This window comes from Enterococcus sp. DIV0755b (assembly GCF_051713765.1).
Classification (GTDB): domain Bacteria; phylum Bacillota; class Bacilli; order Lactobacillales; family Enterococcaceae; genus Enterococcus_C; species Enterococcus_C canintestini.
In genome coordinates this window covers 75,882-92,905 of the sequence record NZ_JBIOQN010000001.1, presented here as the reverse complement: position 1 = coordinate 92,905, position 17,024 = coordinate 75,882, and the positions used below count along the sequence as shown (strand labels likewise).

Here is a 17,024-nt window from a genome sequence, read left to right as displayed (position 1 = left end):
ATGGAGGAAACCACAAATGATGCTAACAACAGAAGATTTAGGCTATTGGTATGAACCAGATGGCCCTTTATTTGAAGGCGTAAACTTGAATTTTGAAGCAGGTAAACTTTACGCAATTTTAGGGAGTAGCGGTTCAGGTAAGACGACCTTTTTATCCTTAATTACAGGATTAGACACGCCAAAAGCAGGAAAAATTTTATATAATAATCAATCTTTAAAAGAAATTGGGTTACAGGAATATCGCCGTAAAGATGTTTCCATTGTTTTTCAAGCTTATAATTTACTACCTTATATGTCTGCGGTAGATAATGTTTTAACGGCAATGGCAATTGCTAAAACCCAACAAAGCGATCCTAAGGCTTATGCGTTAGATAATTTGGCGCAAGTGGGTATTACCAATGATTTAGCCCATAAAAAAGTAACGCAACTTTCTGGGGGGCAACAACAACGAGTAGCAATTGTGCGGGCGTTATGTTGTGATCATGGTTTAATTGTCGCAGATGAACCAACAGGAAACTTAGATGAGAATACTTCAAAAGATATTGTCGCCTTATTTCAAAAAATTGCCCACGAACAAAATAAATGTATTATTTTAGTTACTCATGAACAAGAAGTAGCAGCAGCTTGCGATGCGGTTTACGAATTAAAGAATAAAGAATTTCACGAGCTTATTCGTTAGACCATTTCGTATCTAATGAGTAAATGTAGCCCCACTCCTTATTTGCTAAAAAAATAATTATCCCTCATACTAAATGAGAAGATTATAATTGCAAGCATAAAGGAGAAAAAAGATGCGCTTTATAGTGGATGGTGATGGTTCACCGGTAAAAAAAGAAGTGATTGCTTTAGCCAAAAAGTATCATAAAAAAGTGTTAATTGTAACCAGTGTCGATCATTATACAACAGAAACCTATCCAGATTTTGTTCAGTTTATTTATGTAGATAAAGGGGCCGATAGTGCGGATTATCGCATTGTAAAAGAAATTAAATCAGATGATTGGGTAATCACCCAAGATTATGGTCTGGCTTCATTAGTTTTGCCAAAAGGCGCACGGGTTTTTCATCATAATGGTAAAGAATATTTACCTGAAACAATCGATCAACTATTAGAGCAACGTTATTTAGGCGCACAGTTAAGAAAAGCTGGGCAGCGCACAAAAGGACCCAAAGCTTTTACTCCAGTAGATCGACAGGCTTTTACAAATATGATGGAACAACAGCTCATAAAAGAGGTAAATTAAAAAAGCTCCTATTAGTAGAGTTTGTGACAAAAGTCTTGTCACAAACTCTTTTTTTCGAATAAACAGTGGGACAGAAGCAGCTTCTTTCACAACCTTGAAGATTACTCACTTATTTTTTGAAACGACGATAGAGATAGCCAATTGCTAATAACAAAATCGTTATAAAGGCTGCTGTATAGCCAAATATGCCTAAGTTATCAACAAATCTGGGTTGTGCATCTGGGCTTGAAACAACCAATAAAGAAGAACTTAAAATTACCGCGGCTAAGACTACGGCGATGACAATCCGATTGACCATTGCCTCTAGGCGATCTAAAATTTGTTTTTGATCGTTAATTTCTAAGTTGACGCGACTTTTACCGTTACTGACAGTATCAAGGGCGTTACTGATTTTTTCTGGCAATTTCGGTAAATTGCGTAAGTTTTTAAATAACGTTAGACCTTGTCGTTTGGCTTCTTCCTTTAAATCGAATTGTTTGAAAAAATATTTTTGAGCAAAATTTTGTAACACTTCCATCATTGAAAGTTCAGGGTCTAATTCTTCCACAACACCTTCTAAAGTACCAAAGGCTTTAATTAACATAGTGACAGACTGATCCATTTGGAGGTTATTCGCATGACAAATGCCGATAACTTGGCTTAGGACTTGTTGTAAATCAATTTCCTTTAGTGAAAGATGATAGTATTCGCTTAAAAATTCCTCCAGCTCATCATGAAAACGGTATTCATCAAATGGTCCCTCCTGCCGACATAAACGCAAAACAGCTTGGGCTACGGCAGCTGTATCTTGAGTATAAAGAGCAATTACGGCATCGGTTAACTTCCCTCTTAACGTATTGTTTAAATTTCCCATCATACCAAAATCTAAGTAGATGACGCGATACGGCGGTAAGTTTTTTGGTGTTTGCCAAGTAGCTTCGTAGCCAAAAGGACCAAAGCGGCCAACTCGTTCTTTAGGAACATTTTCAGAACTAGAAACCATTTGTAAAAAAAGATTACCAGGGTGTGGATCAGCATGAAAAAAACCATCTTCAAAAACTTGTTTCATAAAAGATTTGACTAACAATAAGCCAATTTTTTTCTTTAATTCCTTATTAGTGACGCTACCGTAGGCGATGTCCTCTTTGGGGGCGTCAATTAAATAGCGTAAGCTTTTACCGGGCATAAATTCTAAAACGATAACTTTTTTGGTACAGTATTTATGAAAAACTTGAGGAACTTTTACTTCTCGCCAATTATTATTGTTTTTATAAAAACGATCGGCATTTTGGCTTTCCTTTAAAAAATCAGTTTCATTATCTAAAGAAGTGCGTACTTCTCTTAAAACGCTCCGCAAATCAATAACGCTCGTTTCAGGGATTTTTGAAATTAAGGGAATCGCTTTTTCAAATAAGGCTAAATCAACATTAATTGCCTCAATAATACCAGGATGTTGTACTTTAACAATGACTTTTTGTCCATTTTTTAAGGTAGCTTTATGAGCTTGACCAATGGATGCAGAAGCAAAAGCTGTTTTTGTAAATTCACTAAAAATCTCTGTCAGAGCAAAGCCCCATTCATTTTCTAAAAGTGTTTTTACTTTACTAAAATCATCACTTTTCACGTTATCTTGTAAACTTTTAAATGCTTTAATATAGTCTTTTGAGAGTAAGTCAGTGCGCACAGATAGCATCTGGCCAATTTTAATAAAGGTCGGTCCCAATTCTTCAAAAGCAGTGCGAACTGCTGCGGGATTTTTTTGTTGGCTAAAATTTTGAATGACTTTATACTTAGTAAAGACTGTGATAATGGTTTGTAGCCGTTTCTTTTTAGAAATTTCTTGGCTCACTTTTACACCTCCTTATGTATATGGCGCTTTTAAATCAAACAAGGTTTCTTTTCTTCTATGGTACTGTTTAAACGTTTTTGTGACAAATAATTCAGCCAGATAAGCAGGAGAAACTAGCATTTCCCGCTTGTTTTAGAAAGAATAGTTTTCTGCCTTCAGTTACTAGTTTGGAAATAATATGTCGTAAAGGGCATTTTTGTGCTAAAATGTGAGAGACAAAAAGATGTGAGTTGATCACGGGAGGAAATACTTTTGAAAATCGTATTATTATATGGCGGTCGCAGTGCCGAGCATGATGTTTCAATTCTTTCAGCTTTTTCAGTGCTGAATGCTATTTACTACGACTACTATCAAGTCCAACTAGTTTTCATCACAAAAGATGGCAAGTGGGTCAAAGGACCGTTGCTGACGGAAAAACCAAAAAATGATTCTGTACTAAAATTAACATGGGACACAGAAGATGCTACTGGTGAAATTATTTCACCAAGTATGATTAAAGAAGACAATGCGGTTGTCTTTCCGTTATTACATGGACCAAATGGTGAAGACGGAACGATTCAAGGTTTCTTAGAAACTATTGATATGCCTTATATTGGTGCAGGTGTTTTAACGAGTGCTTGTGGCATGGACAAAATCATGACCAAATATATTTTACAGGCTGCTGGTATTCCGCAAGTACCTTATGTACCAGTTTTGAAAAATTTGTGGAAAGAAAATCCAAAACAAATTTTTGAACAATGTGAAGGTACATTATTATATCCAATGTTTGTGAAGCCAGCTAACATGGGTTCTTCAGTGGGAATTTCAAAAGCTGAAAACAGAGAAGAATTACAAAATGCCTTACAAGAAGCCTATAAATACGATACAAGAGCGATTGTAGAACAAGGCATTGAAGCGCGTGAGATTGAAGTTGCTATTTTAGGAAATGAAGATGTCCGTACAACTTTAGCAGGTGAAATTGTCAAAGATGTCGCTTTTTATGACTATAATTCAAAATATATCGACAACCAAATTGTCATGCAAATTCCAGCGGAAGTGACAGAAGATGTACAGCAAAAAGCACAGGAATTTGCCAAAAAAGCTTACGTTATGTTAGGTGGCAGTGGTTTGTCTCGTTGCGATTTCTTTTTAACCAATAAAAATGAATTGTTTTTAAATGAATTAAACACAATGCCCGGGTTCACCCAGTACAGTATGTATCCTTCACTATGGGAAAAAATGGGGCTAAAATATGGTGACTTAATTGAAGAGTTGATTCAATTAGCACTAAAACGTTATGAACAACGGCAAAGCTTTTTAACCGACGTGAAATAAAGAAAAGGTGAGATGATTCTTTGCAGAACATCTCACCTTTTTTATGATACAAAAAGGCTAGTTTAGTTTTTAGTTAAAAGTTTAGCTTAATTTTTTAGGAATATGTTTAGAATGGAGCAGAAAATGAATTTAACAATTAAAGAGATTGCAGCTTTATTTGAGCAAGCAGAAATTCGCGATGAATCACTTATTTCAAGTGTTGAATTTGACAGTCGTAAGATTACAAGTGGTGGTTTATTTGTTCCTTTAGCTGGTGAACGAGACGGCCATGACTTTGTCGTTGCCGCAAAAGAAAACGGGGCAGTCGCAACATTTTGGAGTCGAGATTTAAAAGATGCGCCAACGGATATGGTTGTCATTTTAGTTGCTGATGTTTTAGCGGCATTGCAAACTTTAGCACAGTACTATTTGCAAAAGGTCAATCCAAAAGTTGCGGCAATTACAGGCAGTAACGGAAAAACAACAACGAAAGATATGACCGCTGCGGTAATGGCGACGCAATTTAATACTTATAAAACACAAGGCAACTATAATAACAATATCGGCATGCCTTATACGATTTTGCATATGCCAGCAGATTGCGAAGTTTTGGTGTTGGAGATGGGGATGGACCATGCAGGAGAATTAACAGAACTTTCTTTATTAGCTCAACCAGATGCTGCGGCAATTACAATTATTGGTGAAGCTCATATTGAAAATTTAGGTTCTCGTGCCGGGATTGCCAAAGCAAAAATGGAAATTACTGCGGGATTAAAACGGGATGGCTTGTTGGTGATTCCCGCTGATGAACCTTTATTAACGCCACTTATTGCTGATTTACCACAAGAAATCACTAATTTTGGCTTAGATAGAGGCGATTTAACAGCAACTATTACAAAAGAGGATAAAGCTAAAACAACATTTATGATTCACAAGACAGAATACACGATTCCCGTTATTGGAGGGTATAATGTCAAAAATGCATTGATTGCGTATGCTTTAGGAAAATATTTTGGTGTGTCTTTAGCAAATATTAAACAAGGGTTAGCTGAATTTCAATTAACTAAAAATAGAACAGAGTGGCTGACAGCTAAAAACGGTGCTCAAATTTTAAGTGATGTGTATAATGCCAATCCAACTGCTATGGGATTAGTCTTAGATACAGTCGCTAATTTAAAAACAAACGGACGTAAATTAGCAGTCCTAGCGGATATGTTGGAGTTGGGTCCTGATTCAAAAAAAATGCATGCGAAGATGGCACATCATATTGATGACCGCTTCAGTGTCATTTTCTTATACGGCAGTGAAATGAAATCTTTATTTAATGCTTTAACGCAAATGGATAGTCACTTAATGGTCTATCATTTTGATAAAGAAAATAAGACGGAGTTGCTTAAAATGGTGCAAGCGGAGTTAAGACCTACTGATACCATTGTTTTAAAAGGAAGTAATGGTATGGGACTAACAGAAGTGGTTGCCGCATTGATTTAAAAAAGTAAATAAAGAAGCCCTCTTTTTTTTAAGGGGGCTTTTTTATTGTGGTTTTAGTTTAAATACTACCTTGTTGGAGGTAGTAACGGTAACGCGACACGATAATATCCATAATGACTTGATATAAAAATGCATGAGTTTGAATGGAAGTGCTGTGAGGAAAGATAAGAGCCTGATCTACATAATCTAGTTGGTTAATCGCTTTATCTGAGGTGATTGCAATCAGTTTTGCTTTAGTGTGGCGAAACAAATTTTTTTGTGGGTTTCCTTGTTCCAATTGTTGTTGACGTAAAAAGTTTCCTGAGTTAGAAAAAATAATTATTAAAGTATCATCTTTGGCATTACGGATAAATTCTTCTTGTTTTTTATCATCTTGAAATGTATAAATGAATTTTCCGTTGTAAGCCAGTTTGTACTGTAAATCCAAGGCGGCAGATTCAGAAAAAAGTAAACCAAATGAAGCGACTTTTCTATATTTGATTAAGTCTAAAGCAATTTCATTAATAATATCCATATCCAAAGCTTTTTTTATAGCTTGAATGTCTTTTTCGACTGCTTCGAAGTAGGTATCAATTCCTTCAGTTTCAATGGTAGAAATAATATTCGTTAGATAGTTTAGTTTGTTTTGATAACGATCTTCAATAAAAGGAGCATGGTCTTTTAAATCATAGTAATCATCAAAACCAATTTTTCGGGCGAACTTAGACATAGTAGATTTAGATACGTTACATATAGCTGCCATTTCACTGATACTTTTATGTGCGATAACAGCATAATTTTCAATCAGCGTGCTGGCAATATGAAAGAAAGTAGAATCAATTTTTTCATTGTTAATCAGAGTGAGTAGACGAATAATAAGTAATCCCATAATCAATTACCTCATTTTTTGAATAGGTTTCCAAATTGCGAACTTTCTAATTTGGAACCGCTTTATAGTTTAAAGTAAAGTCAATAAAGACAAAGGGGAGAAAATAAATGAGTAGAAACTACAATGATTTAGCTGATTCAATTGTAACACTTGTGGGTGGAGAACAAAACATCAATAGTTTGTATCATTGTATCACGCGATTACGCTTTAAATTGAAAGATATAAGCATAGCGCAACAAAATACCAGTAAAATAAAAGAACTTGCTGGTGTTTTATCTGTTGTCGAAGCCAATAATCAATATCAAGTTGTTATTGGTAATGAAGTAGAAAATGTATTCAACACAATAATGGCACGCTATAACATCAAAAGTGCATTGGGGTCAGATAATAATGATGAGATTACTACCAATAGCGAGGAAGAAAAAGAAGGAAATATTTTTCTAAGATTTTTTAATACACTTTCTTCAATCTTCAATCCAATTATTATGCCATTAGCAGGGGCAGGAATGATTAAAGCATTACTAGTAGTGTTAACAACTTATAATTTTATGAGTGCTGAGTCTTCCACTTATAAAATTCTATCTGCAACAGGAAATAGTGTTTTCTATTTTTTGCCCTTGTTTTTAGCTTTAAGTGCAGCACGTGTTTTTAAAGCTAATCAATTTGTAGCTTTGGCGATTGTAGCGGCCTTATTAGAGCCAAACTTCACTGCTTTAGTCACAGCAAATGGTGTAACTGTCGACTTCTTAGGATTGCCCGCAATTTTAATGGGTTACTCCGGGACGGTTATCCCTGCTATTATTTCAATCTTTGTATATTCGAAATTAGAAAAAATTTTAAAACGTTTTATTCCGAAAAGTCTAGAAATATTTTTATTGCCAATGGTTGCCTTGCTAATTATGGTTCCTCTAACAGTAATGGTCATTGGACCAGTTGGCGTTTACCTTGGTGATGGATTAGGCAGTCTAATTAACATTATTAGTGAACGTAGTGGCTTGTTAGCAGGTTTAGTTATTGGTGGTGGCTGGACACTATTAGTAATGATTGGAATTCATTGGGGTGTTGTGCCAATTATGGTTAATAATTTAGCGACATATGGGTATGATATTATTCGTCCGATGGTTGCGGCTGCTACATTTGCAAGTGCGGGTGCAGCATTAGGTGTGTTTTTCCGTACTAAAAATAAAGAAACCAAATCGTTAGCATTATCTTCACTTGTTCCAGCACTCTTAGGTGGAATTACGGAACCAATTGTTTACGGTTTATCAGTAAAATATAAAAAACCTTTAATTGCACAAATCATCGCCGGCGCTATTGCAGGTGCATTTATGGGGGCAATGAAGACAAAAGCTATAGTCTACGTGTTTCCCGCATTAACCACATTGCCAGCATTTTTTGGCGAAACTTTTCCAATTTATTGTATTGGTATTGCGATGGCCTTCTTTTTAAGTGCAATCTTGACTTATATTTTAGGCTTAGATGAAAAAATTGAAGAAGTGAAAAAAGAAGACGAAAAATTATCATCTCCTGTTGATGGTGAAGTTATCCAAATTGAGTCGGTAAAGGATCCTGTTTTTTCTACAAAAGCAATGGGTGAAGGCTTTGCTGTCATTCCCAAAAGTAATCAAATTTATGCTCCTATTTCTGGTGTGGTTGAAACAGTATTTCCAACACAACACGCTATTGGTATCAAAGGTGATAACGGTTTAGAGGTGTTAGTTCATATTGGAATTAATACTGTGGAACTAAATGGTAAATACTTTGATATTTCATGTGTTGCTGGCTCTAGAGTTACAAAAGGAATGATTATTGGTGAAGTTGATTTTAAAGCATTGCAAGCTGCCGGTTACGATGCAACGACAATGGTTGTTGTGACAAACGGAAACGAGTTATCAGAACCAGTTAAATTTGATATTAAAGAAATTCACTTAGCTGGAGGTGCAGTATAAATGTTTCCTAAAAATTTCTTGTGGGGTGGCGCAATTGCTGCAAACCAGGCTGAAGGCGCCTATCAAGAGGACGGCAAAGGCTTAAGTGTTGCGGATATTTTACCAGTTGGATCAGATCGCTTTGAAAATATTTCGTATGATATAGACGTAGATGAATTTTATCCTAATCATAAAGCAATAGATTTCTATCATCGTTATCCAGAAGATATCGCCTTATTTGCAGAATTGGGATTGAAATGTTTACGTACTTCTATTGCTTGGTCACGAATTTTTCCAAAAGGAGATGAGGATGAACCAAATGAAGCTGGATTGCGTTTTTATGACAACTTATTTGATGAGTTACTAAAAAATGGAATTGAACCTGTGATAACAATTTCTCATTTTGAAACACCATTATATCTTGTTGAAAAATATGGCGGTTGGAAAAATCGCCAACTGATTAATTTCTATGAGAATTATGCGCAAACATTGTTTGAAAGATATAAGGGAAAAGTGAAATATTGGATGACCTTTAATGAAATCAATCACACGCATACATTACCATTGATTGCAGCTGGAATTAATGTGGAAAAAGAAGATGAATGGCAAAAACTAAATGATATGTATCAAGCCAGCCATAATATGTTTGTTGCTAGTGCGAAAGCAGTGTTAGCAGCAAAGCAAATTGATCCTGACAATCAAATGGGATGCATGTTATCTCTTAGTCCGATTTATCCTGCCACGTGTTCCCCAAAAGACGTGTTGGAGTCTTACCAACTAAGAAGACGTTCATTGTTTTATAGTGATGTTCAATTACGAGGAAAATATCCAAGTTATTTTGAGCGAATTAGAGAAGAGAATAATTTACATTTAGAAACTCAGTCGGATGATTTCACTATTATTGAAAAAGGAACTTGTGATTATTTAGGTTTTAGTTTTTATCGAAGTTCTTTACACGAAGCGGGAATGAAGATATTGGGGAATACAGGAGGGCTTTTAGGTAAAAAGAATCCATATCTAGAAGAAACTCCTTGGGGATGGCCCATTGATCCAACAGCTTTACGCTATGTATGTAACGAACTAACTGATCGTTATGAAAAACCTCTTTTTATTGTTGAAAATGGAATTGGCTTACGGGATGAAAAGATTGAAAATAAAAAAATTATTGACGAAGATCGTATGATTTATTTAAAAGCTCATGCTGAACAAATGGAAGAAGCAATTAAAGATGGTTGTGAAATTATTGGTTATACATGGTGGGGTCCAATCGATATAGTGTCTGCTGGAACTGGGGAAATGGAAAAACGGTATGGTTTTATATATGTAGATCGTAAAAATGATGGTACAGGTACACTTGCGCGAGAAAAGAAAGCAAGTTTTGATTATTATCAACAAATAATTAAAACAAATGGAAACAATTTAGACTATTCAAAATTTGTAAGAGAAGGTGTGGTCATTTAATGATGAAAAGTTATTTTCCTAAAGATTTTCTATGGGGAGGAGCCATTGCTGCAAACCAAGCTGAAGGAGCATGGAATGTTGGCGGTAAAGGATTATCTGTAGCAGATGTTGCCAAATATAAACCCGAAACTGATGTGAAAGATTATGTTAGTCAGTGGCATGTATCACCCGCACAAATAAAAGAAGCGATGGCGACAAATGATGAGACCTTTTTTCCGAAGCGTCATGGAATTGATTTCTACCATCGTTACGAAGATGATTTGGCGTTGTTTAATGAAATGGGAATGAAAAGTTTAAGAGTTTCAATTGCTTGGACAAGATTGTTTCCTAATGGTAATGAAGAATGTCCCAATAAAGAAGGTATAGCTTTTTATCATCGTTTATTTAAATCTATGCGGGAAAATAAAATTGAGCCAATCGTAACATTATCACATTATGAGATGCCACTATATTTAGTCAATGAGTATGATGGCTGGGTATCAAGAGAAGTTGTGGAAATGTTTACTCATTATGCAGAAATTTGCTTGAAAGAATATAGCCAGTACGTTAATTATTGGTTAACATTTAATGAAATTGACAGCGTCTTTCGTCATCCGTTTACCACGGTAGGCGTTGTGGAAGAAAAGTACTCTGGTAAACAAGAAGCAGAGGAAGCTATTTATCAAGCGCTACATCACCAGTTTGTAGCTAGCTCAATTACTACTAAATTAGCAAAAAAAATTGATAAAACCAATCAGATTGGGTGTATGATGACGAGAACTCTTGCTTATCCTCTAACTTCTAATCCAGCAGACGTTTTACTAGCACAACAGCATAATCGAGAAAATTATTTTTACGCAGATGTGCAAGTATTTGGGGAATATCCTCAATTCGTTAAAAATTATTGGAAAGAAAAAGGAATTCATGTTGAAATACTTCCTGGAGATGAAGAAATCTTAAAACTTTATACTGTAGATTTTGTTTCTTTTAGTTACTATATGTCAATGATTAAAAGCGTTGATGAAGAACATATGGAAAAAGTTGGTGGAAATTTAGTAACAAGTGTTAAAAATCCTTATTTAGATATTAGTGAATGGGGTTGGCAAATTGATCCAATTGGCCTACGTATTTCTCTAATTGATATGTACGATCGATACCGGCTACCACTTTTTATTGTAGAAAGTGGTATTGGATCAATAGATAAGCTCAGCAATGGAAAAATTCATGATGATTATCGTATTGAATATTTTAAAAATCATTTTAAAGAAGTAAATGAAGCCATTAAATCTGGCGTAGAAGTAATGGGTTATACAACATGGGGATGTATTGATATTGTTAGTGCCTCGACTTCCCAAATGTCAAAACGTTATGGGTTTATCTATGTAGACTTGGATGATTTAGGACGAGGGTCTTATAATCGAATAAAAAAAGATTCTTTTTATTGGTATCAAAAAGTAATTGAAACAAATGGAGCGGTACTATATGAAGAAGTAGGAAATCCAGAAAAAATGAATATGCATCAATAATTAAAAAAGCGGCCGATGCAAAAAGGCCGCTTTTTATTTAGTTACGTGAAAAAAGTATTATATAGAATTGAAAACTTGCTGAAAATTTCATTCTATGTTAAAATGACACGATACCGAAAATCAAGGGTAAAGTGAATCTCACTTTTTGAAGTTAAGAGGACGGTACAAAAGTAGACAATGAATGAGCAAAAGCAGTGTTACTGCTTTGTGAGTGAACTCAGCTTTTTGATTGTGCCTCTTTTGGCCTTCCTCTTTTGCTATTTGGCAGCAGGCTGCCGAGAGTTATTTTCGGTAGAGGGCATCAAATACATTAGATAAGAACCACATCTCAAGGAGGAAACTTTTGAAATTTAACGAACTTAATTTATCACCTGAATTATTGCAATCTGTCGAACGGGCCGGCTTTGAAGAAGCAACCCCTATTCAAGAAGCAACAATTCCTCTAGCACTAGCAGGACGCGATGTAATCGGCCAAGCACAAACAGGTACTGGTAAAACAGCCGCCTTTGGTCTTCCAATGTTGGAAAAAATCGATACCAACAATCACACATTGCAAGGTCTTGTTATTGCCCCTACCCGCGAACTTGCGATTCAAACACAAGAAGAATTGTACCGTTTAGGACGGGATAAAAAAATTCGCGTTCAAGCCGTTTATGGTGGCGCTGATATTGGTCGCCAAATCCGTGGCTTAAAAGATCGTCCCCATATTGTTGTTGGGACACCTGGTCGGATGCTTGACCACATTAACCGTCACACATTGAAATTAGGAACAGTTCGGACATTAGTCTTAGACGAAGCAGACGAAATGTTGAATATGGGCTTTTTAGAAGATATCGAAAAAATCATCTCCCAAGTTCCTGCAGAACGCCAAACTTTACTATTTTCTGCAACGATGCCCCCAGCTATTAAAAATATTGGCGTGAAATTTATGAAAGATCCTGAACATGTGCAAATCAAAGCTAAAGAAATGACTGCAGACTTGATTGATCAATATTATGTTCGGGCCAAAGATTTTGAAAAATTCGATGTTATGACACGTTTATTAGACGTTCAAACGCCAGAGCTTGCAATTGTATTTGGTCGGACAAAACGTCGGGTAGATGAATTAGCCCGTGGTTTAGAAACTCGTGGCTATCGTGCAGAAGGCATTCATGGTGATTTATCACAACAAAAACGTATGAGCGTTTTGCGTGCGTTTAAATCTGGTCAATTAGATATTTTAGTTGCTACAGACGTTGCTGCCCGTGGTTTAGATATTTCCGGGGTTACACACGTTTATAACTACGATATTCCTCAAGATCCTGAAAGTTACGTTCACCGTATTGGTCGTACCGGTCGTGCCGGTAAAGGTGGCATGTCAGTTACTTTTGTCACACCAAATGAAATGAGTTACTTACATGTTATTGAAAACCTAACGAAAAAACGGATGTCTCCATTACGTCCACCAACCGAAAAAGAAGCCTTTAAAGGTCAATTAGGAGCTGCCGTACAACAGATTGAAGACGGCTTAAAAGAAAACGGTTTGGAACGTTACATGACTACCGCTGAAAAACTAATTGAAGGCTATGATCCAGAAGTTTTAGTTGCTTTATTGCTAAAAACGATTGCCAAAGATCCAGCAGATGCTGTGCCGGTGAAAATTACACCAGAGCGTCCTTTACCAAGTGGTAAAAAAGGGTTTAATAAAAACAATCGTCGTGGTGGCGGTGGGGGTAACAACCGCAACCGCAAAGAAGGTGGCAATTACCGCAATAAAAATAAAAATAGCCACTACAATAAAGAAGGTCAAAAACGCAACGATCGCCGTCGCGATGACCGTCGCCAAAATGATGGTGGCAGTAAGCGTAATTTCGTTATTCGGAATAACCAAGATTAAGCCAATCAATCTAAAAGCAACGAGTCAAACTAAATTGATTCGTTGCTTTTTATTTATTAACAAAAATATAAATTTTTATTTAGCAAATCTTTCCCATTTTTTATTAAAAAAGGGTTTACATAATGCTGTTGTTTGCGTTACGCTTGAGTTTGAACAAAATTCACATTATAATAATCTGTTACAGTTTTTTGAAAGATGTGAAGTCTTTTGATGGTTTTTCTCGCAACTTTTGGTAGAATAATACTAGTAAAAAATTAACGCTTAGGATTTTAGGATAATTGCGATACGGGAGTCTATAAATGATAAGAGGAATCGGCATTGACGCTGTTGAATTAAGTCGAATTAAAAAGATTATCACCGAAAAGCCACAGTTTGCCAGTCGCGTTTTAACGCCCAAAGAATTAGCGATTTTTGAAGGGTTGTCCCTTAAAAGACAAATAGAATTTTTAGGTGGCCGCTATGCCTGTAAAGAAGCATTTTCTAAAGCTTGGGGCACAGGGATTGGGAAAGTGACTTTCAAAGAGCTGGAAATCCTTCCCGATGCACTAGGAGCCCCCACAATGACTGCTTCACCTCATAAAGGACAAGTTTTTGTTAGTATTACGCATACTGATGAAATGGCATTTGCGCAAATTTTATTAGCAGAGTAATGTTTTTTAGGATAGAAAGAAGGAAAAAAGCTTGGTTACATCGATTCATCGCCCAACTAAAGCAATCATCAATTTAACGGCTATTACCCAAAATACTGAGAATATTATCCAAAAATTACCGCCTCAAATGAACCTTTTTGCAGTCGTCAAAGCTAATGGTTATGGACATGGTGCCGTAGCTGTAGCCAAAGCTGCTTTAAAAGGTGGCGCCAATGGTTTTTGCGTCGCTACGATTGATGAGGGCATTGAATTGCGGGAAGCTGGTATCACCCAGCCTATTTTAATCTTAGGGGTAGTGCAAGCAAGCTATATCCAATTATTGAGTGAATATGATTTAGCTTTTCCAGTAACAACGTTGGAATGGTTAAATGAGGTAGCAACACTACTAAAAGTAGAGCAGTTGCCACGGCCGTTAAAAGTTCACTTAAAAGTTGATACTGGAATGGGCCGAATTGGTTTTTTGGCATCAGAAAGTGTCAATGAAGCAGTTCGATTAATGGAGTCTATCCCGCAAATAGAATGGGAAGGGATTTTTACTCATTTTGCCACTGCTGATCAAGCTGATAAAACCTATTATGAGACTCAAAAACATCGCTTTTTAACTATTTTGGAACAATTACCCTACCGTCCTCTTTATATTCACGATAGTAATAGTGCTACAGCCCTATGGCATGAGCCAGTGGGTAATCTGGTAAGGTATGGTGTGGCATTATATGGATTAAATCCTGCTGGTGAATCTTTAAAAACACCTTATGAATTAAAAGCAGCGTTAGAGTTAGTTTCTCAAGTAGTACAAGTAAAACAACTACCAAAAGATTCAGGCATTGGCTATGGTGAAACGTATATTACACCAAAAGAAGAATGGATTGGCACTGTACCAATTGGCTATGCTGACGGTTGGCTACGAAAATTACAGGGATTTCAAGTTTTAGTAGATGGTAACTTTTGCGAAATTGTCGGCCGTGTGTGCATGGATCAAATTATGATCCGCTTGCCTGAAAAAGTGCCTGTGGGAACAAAGGTAACTTTGATTGGAAAAAATGGCAATCAGGAAGTTACGTTACAACAAGTTGCAGATAAATTAGAAACAATTCACTACGAAGTTGCTTGTGGCTTTTCGTCACGAGTACCACGGGAATATATTGAATGAGGATGAGTTAAATGGTGAAACGCGGAGATATTTTCTTTGCTGATTTGTCACCGGTCGTAGGATCTGAGCAGGGAGGGATTCGCCCTGTTTTAATTATTCAAAATGATCGGGGCAATCATTTTAGTCCAACTGTAATTGTAGCAGCGATTACAGCTAAAATGGCAAAACCAAAACTACCAACTCATGTCGGCATTAAGGCGACTGAAAGTGGTATTAATAAAGATTCGGTAATTTTACTCGAACAGATTCGTACGATTGACAAAAGCCGCTTGAAGGAAAAAGTCTGTGTTTTAGATTCTGTGACGATGAAAGCTGTGGATCATGCGCTGCGCATCAGTGTAGGATTAGCAGAATTAACGCCTGCTCCCCAGCAGGCTACATAAAGAAAACGCGCTTCAACAAGTGTCAAAACTTGTTGAAGCGCGTTTTTTATAAATAAATACTAGGGGGGAGGGTAAGCATTTTATTTATAAGCAAATACGACGAGATTGTGAACGTCATTGATACAAGCTTGTAAGGTGACTCTTTCACCGCCGCCTGTGCCAATCATTTTGTCCCAATAATCTGCACCATCGCTAAGGCGATAAGCTTCATCATCTACTTGGGCAACTTCATTTACTGTATAGGTGGTAACTTTACCAGCGGCATCTGAAATTTTGAATTGAGAGCCTATCCCGAGATTAAAAATGACGCTAAAAGCACCAGGGTTATGGGCGATAATATGCGTGTTTAGACCATCATCTCCAGATTGGACTGGCGCACCACCCCAAGTAGCAGCACGGGTGTGATCGGCATCGATTACAGCTTGACCACTGGCTTGTCCAGCATTTTGATAATTAATAAATTGTCCATTAATTTCTAATTGCATCGGTTGAATTGTTGGTGCTGCAACAGCCGCAGTAGCTGTATTTTCAGTACTACTGTCAGCTTGTGTGGCATTATCTTGTGAATTGTTTCTAGTGTTTTCTTGTTTAGTATTATGATTTGCATTTGAATTTGCAGAGGAATTCTTTGTTTCAGTATTATCTTTTTTATTTTGTGCAGCTACTTCAGCTTGAGCTTTTGCCTCAGCCTCTTTTTTTTCAGCTTCAGCAGCTTTTTCTTTTTCGATTCTTTCTTTTTCAAGTTTTTCTTTTTCGATTCTTTCTTTTTCGGCTTGAGCTTTTTCTTTTGCTTCAGCTTCAGCTTTTGAATCAATGATATTTACTGTAATTTGTTTAGTACTAGTATTACCTGTTTCGTCTTTTGCAATTAAAAGTACTGGCATTACAGCTACTTTATTCGTATCTAATGGTGTTTGAACCTCTAATGTTGGGTTTTCATCTTGATCATCTGTCACTGTGAAATAATCTGTTGCTTTAAATTCAGTTCCTCTTTCGAGTGTAATTGCAGCATCTCCTGAAATGGTTGGCGCCAATATATCGCTTGGCGTTTGAGCCGCTGCAGAGTTACTACCATAAGTAGTGCCAGAAGTATAAAAATCAAAAACTAGAAAGGCGATCAGAGCGCCTAGACAAACAATTATCATTTTTGTTGCCCGTTTATTCCACATTTTTTTTAACATAGTAGATTCCCCCCATTACTATGTTGCCTCTATAACCCAACTTAATTTCGCTACGACTTCTTCTTTACACTCTCAGATTACCGAGAATTACTACATTTGTTAACTGAACTTCACAAAATATAACACTTTATATTTTTGTCGATGCCTCTAATCCTTGAAATGATTGGTT

14 protein-coding genes are annotated in these 17,024 nt (G+C 36.4%); 11 read left to right on the top strand and 3 right to left on the bottom strand.

Annotated elements, in window-relative coordinates:
- Window positions 1–16 precede the first annotated feature (16 nt).
- A complete protein-coding gene (locus IGI65_RS00520) occupies window positions 17–679 on the top strand; it encodes an ABC transporter ATP-binding protein (RefSeq protein WP_438772908.1) in 663 nt (220 codons plus the stop codon).
- A gap of 112 nt (window positions 680–791) precedes the next feature.
- A complete protein-coding gene (locus IGI65_RS00515; protein ID WP_438772907.1) occupies window positions 792–1,241 on the top strand; it encodes a YaiI/YqxD family protein in 450 nt (149 codons plus the stop codon).
- 109 nt (window positions 1,242–1,350) lie between these two features.
- On the opposite strand, the gene IGI65_RS00510 is transcribed toward IGI65_RS00515, so the two are convergent.
- The gene (locus IGI65_RS00510) at window positions 1,351–3,069 is read right to left on the bottom strand and encodes an ABC1 kinase family protein (RefSeq protein WP_438772906.1); all 1,719 of its coding nucleotides are present in this window, start codon (window positions 3,067–3,069) and stop codon (window positions 1,351–1,353) included.
- 252 nt (window positions 3,070–3,321) lie between these two features.
- Between IGI65_RS00510 and IGI65_RS00505 the strand changes: the two genes are divergently transcribed.
- Both IGI65_RS00505 and IGI65_RS00500 read left to right on the top strand, forming a co-directional pair.
- Window positions 3,322–4,383 carry a D-alanine--D-alanine ligase gene (locus IGI65_RS00505; protein WP_438772905.1) on the top strand — a complete coding sequence of 354 codons (1,062 nt, stop codon included), beginning with the start codon at window positions 3,322–3,324 and terminating at the stop codon, window positions 4,381–4,383.
- A 123-nt stretch (window positions 4,384–4,506) separates the two neighbouring features.
- Complete coding sequence (locus IGI65_RS00500) at window positions 4,507–5,853, top strand: UDP-N-acetylmuramoyl-tripeptide--D-alanyl-D-alanine ligase (protein WP_438772904.1); 1,347 nt, start codon at window positions 4,507–4,509, stop codon at window positions 5,851–5,853.
- Window positions 5,854–5,911: 58 nt separating this feature from the next.
- Here IGI65_RS00500 and IGI65_RS00495 read toward each other — a convergent pair whose 3' ends face one another.
- Entirely contained in the window at window positions 5,912–6,721 is an 810-nt protein-coding gene (locus tag IGI65_RS00495) for a MurR/RpiR family transcriptional regulator (protein ID WP_438772903.1), read from the bottom strand.
- Between the two features lie 107 nt (window positions 6,722–6,828).
- On the opposite strand from IGI65_RS00495, the gene IGI65_RS00490 reads away from it, so the two are divergent.
- The 7 genes from IGI65_RS00490 (at window position 6,829) to IGI65_RS00460 (ending at window position 15,674) form a co-directional block, all read left to right on the top strand.
- Window positions 6,829–8,670 (top strand): beta-glucoside-specific PTS transporter subunit IIABC, encoded by a 1,842-nt coding sequence (locus IGI65_RS00490; RefSeq protein WP_438772902.1) that lies wholly within the window; start codon window positions 6,829–6,831, stop codon window positions 8,668–8,670.
- Window positions 8,671–10,110, top strand: coding sequence for a glycoside hydrolase family 1 protein (locus IGI65_RS00485; protein WP_438772901.1), 1,440 nt, complete (start codon window positions 8,671–8,673; stop codon window positions 10,108–10,110).
- Window positions 10,110–11,615, top strand: coding sequence for a glycoside hydrolase family 1 protein (locus IGI65_RS00480; RefSeq protein ID WP_438772900.1), 1,506 nt, complete (start codon window positions 10,110–10,112; stop codon window positions 11,613–11,615). The genes IGI65_RS00485 and IGI65_RS00480 overlap by 1 nt, the downstream gene beginning before the upstream one ends.
- Window positions 11,616–11,958: 343 nt before the next feature.
- Window positions 11,959–13,491 (top strand): degradosome RNA helicase CshA, encoded by a 1,533-nt coding sequence (gene cshA, locus IGI65_RS00475; protein WP_071865225.1) that lies wholly within the window; start codon window positions 11,959–11,961, stop codon window positions 13,489–13,491.
- Window positions 13,492–13,790: 299 nt separating this feature from the next.
- A complete protein-coding gene (gene acpS, locus IGI65_RS00470) occupies window positions 13,791–14,141 on the top strand; it encodes a holo-ACP synthase (protein ID WP_438772899.1) in 351 nt (116 codons plus the stop codon).
- A 31-nt stretch (window positions 14,142–14,172) separates the two neighbouring features.
- Window positions 14,173–15,291 carry an alanine racemase gene (alr, locus tag IGI65_RS00465; protein WP_438772898.1) on the top strand — a complete coding sequence of 373 codons (1,119 nt, stop codon included), beginning with the start codon at window positions 14,173–14,175 and terminating at the stop codon, window positions 15,289–15,291.
- A gap of 11 nt (window positions 15,292–15,302) precedes the next feature.
- The gene (locus tag IGI65_RS00460; protein ID WP_071865228.1) at window positions 15,303–15,674 is read left to right on the top strand and encodes a type II toxin-antitoxin system PemK/MazF family toxin; all 372 of its coding nucleotides are present in this window, start codon (window positions 15,303–15,305) and stop codon (window positions 15,672–15,674) included.
- Between the two features lie 80 nt (window positions 15,675–15,754).
- Here the strand turns inward: IGI65_RS00460 and IGI65_RS00455 are convergent, their stop codons facing one another.
- Entirely contained in the window at window positions 15,755–16,855 is a 1,101-nt protein-coding gene (locus IGI65_RS00455) for a sortase domain-containing protein (RefSeq protein ID WP_438772897.1), read from the bottom strand.
- Window positions 16,856–17,024 lie beyond the last annotated feature (169 nt).

Coding starts and splice junctions, on each gene's coding strand:
- IGI65_RS00520 (WP_438772908.1), top strand. CDS start 17: ATGATGCTAACAACAGAAGATTTAGGCTATTGGTATGAACCAGATGGC.
- IGI65_RS00515 (WP_438772907.1), top strand. CDS start 792: ATGCGCTTTATAGTGGATGGTGATGGTTCACCGGTAAAAAAAGAAGTG.
- IGI65_RS00500 (WP_438772904.1), top strand. CDS start 4,507: ATGAATTTAACAATTAAAGAGATTGCAGCTTTATTTGAGCAAGCAGAA.
- IGI65_RS00495 (WP_438772903.1), bottom strand. CDS start 6,721: ATGGGATTACTTATTATTCGTCTACTCACTCTGATTAACAATGAAAAA.
- IGI65_RS00490 (WP_438772902.1), top strand. CDS start 6,829: ATGAGTAGAAACTACAATGATTTAGCTGATTCAATTGTAACACTTGTG.
- IGI65_RS00485 (WP_438772901.1), top strand. CDS start 8,671: ATGTTTCCTAAAAATTTCTTGTGGGGTGGCGCAATTGCTGCAAACCAG.
- IGI65_RS00480 (WP_438772900.1), top strand. CDS start 10,110: ATGATGAAAAGTTATTTTCCTAAAGATTTTCTATGGGGAGGAGCCATT.
- acpS (WP_438772899.1), top strand. CDS start 13,791: ATGATAAGAGGAATCGGCATTGACGCTGTTGAATTAAGTCGAATTAAA.
- IGI65_RS00460 (WP_071865228.1), top strand. CDS start 15,303: ATGGTGAAACGCGGAGATATTTTCTTTGCTGATTTGTCACCGGTCGTA.
- IGI65_RS00455 (WP_438772897.1), bottom strand. CDS start 16,855: ATGTTAAAAAAAATGTGGAATAAACGGGCAACAAAAATGATAATTGTT.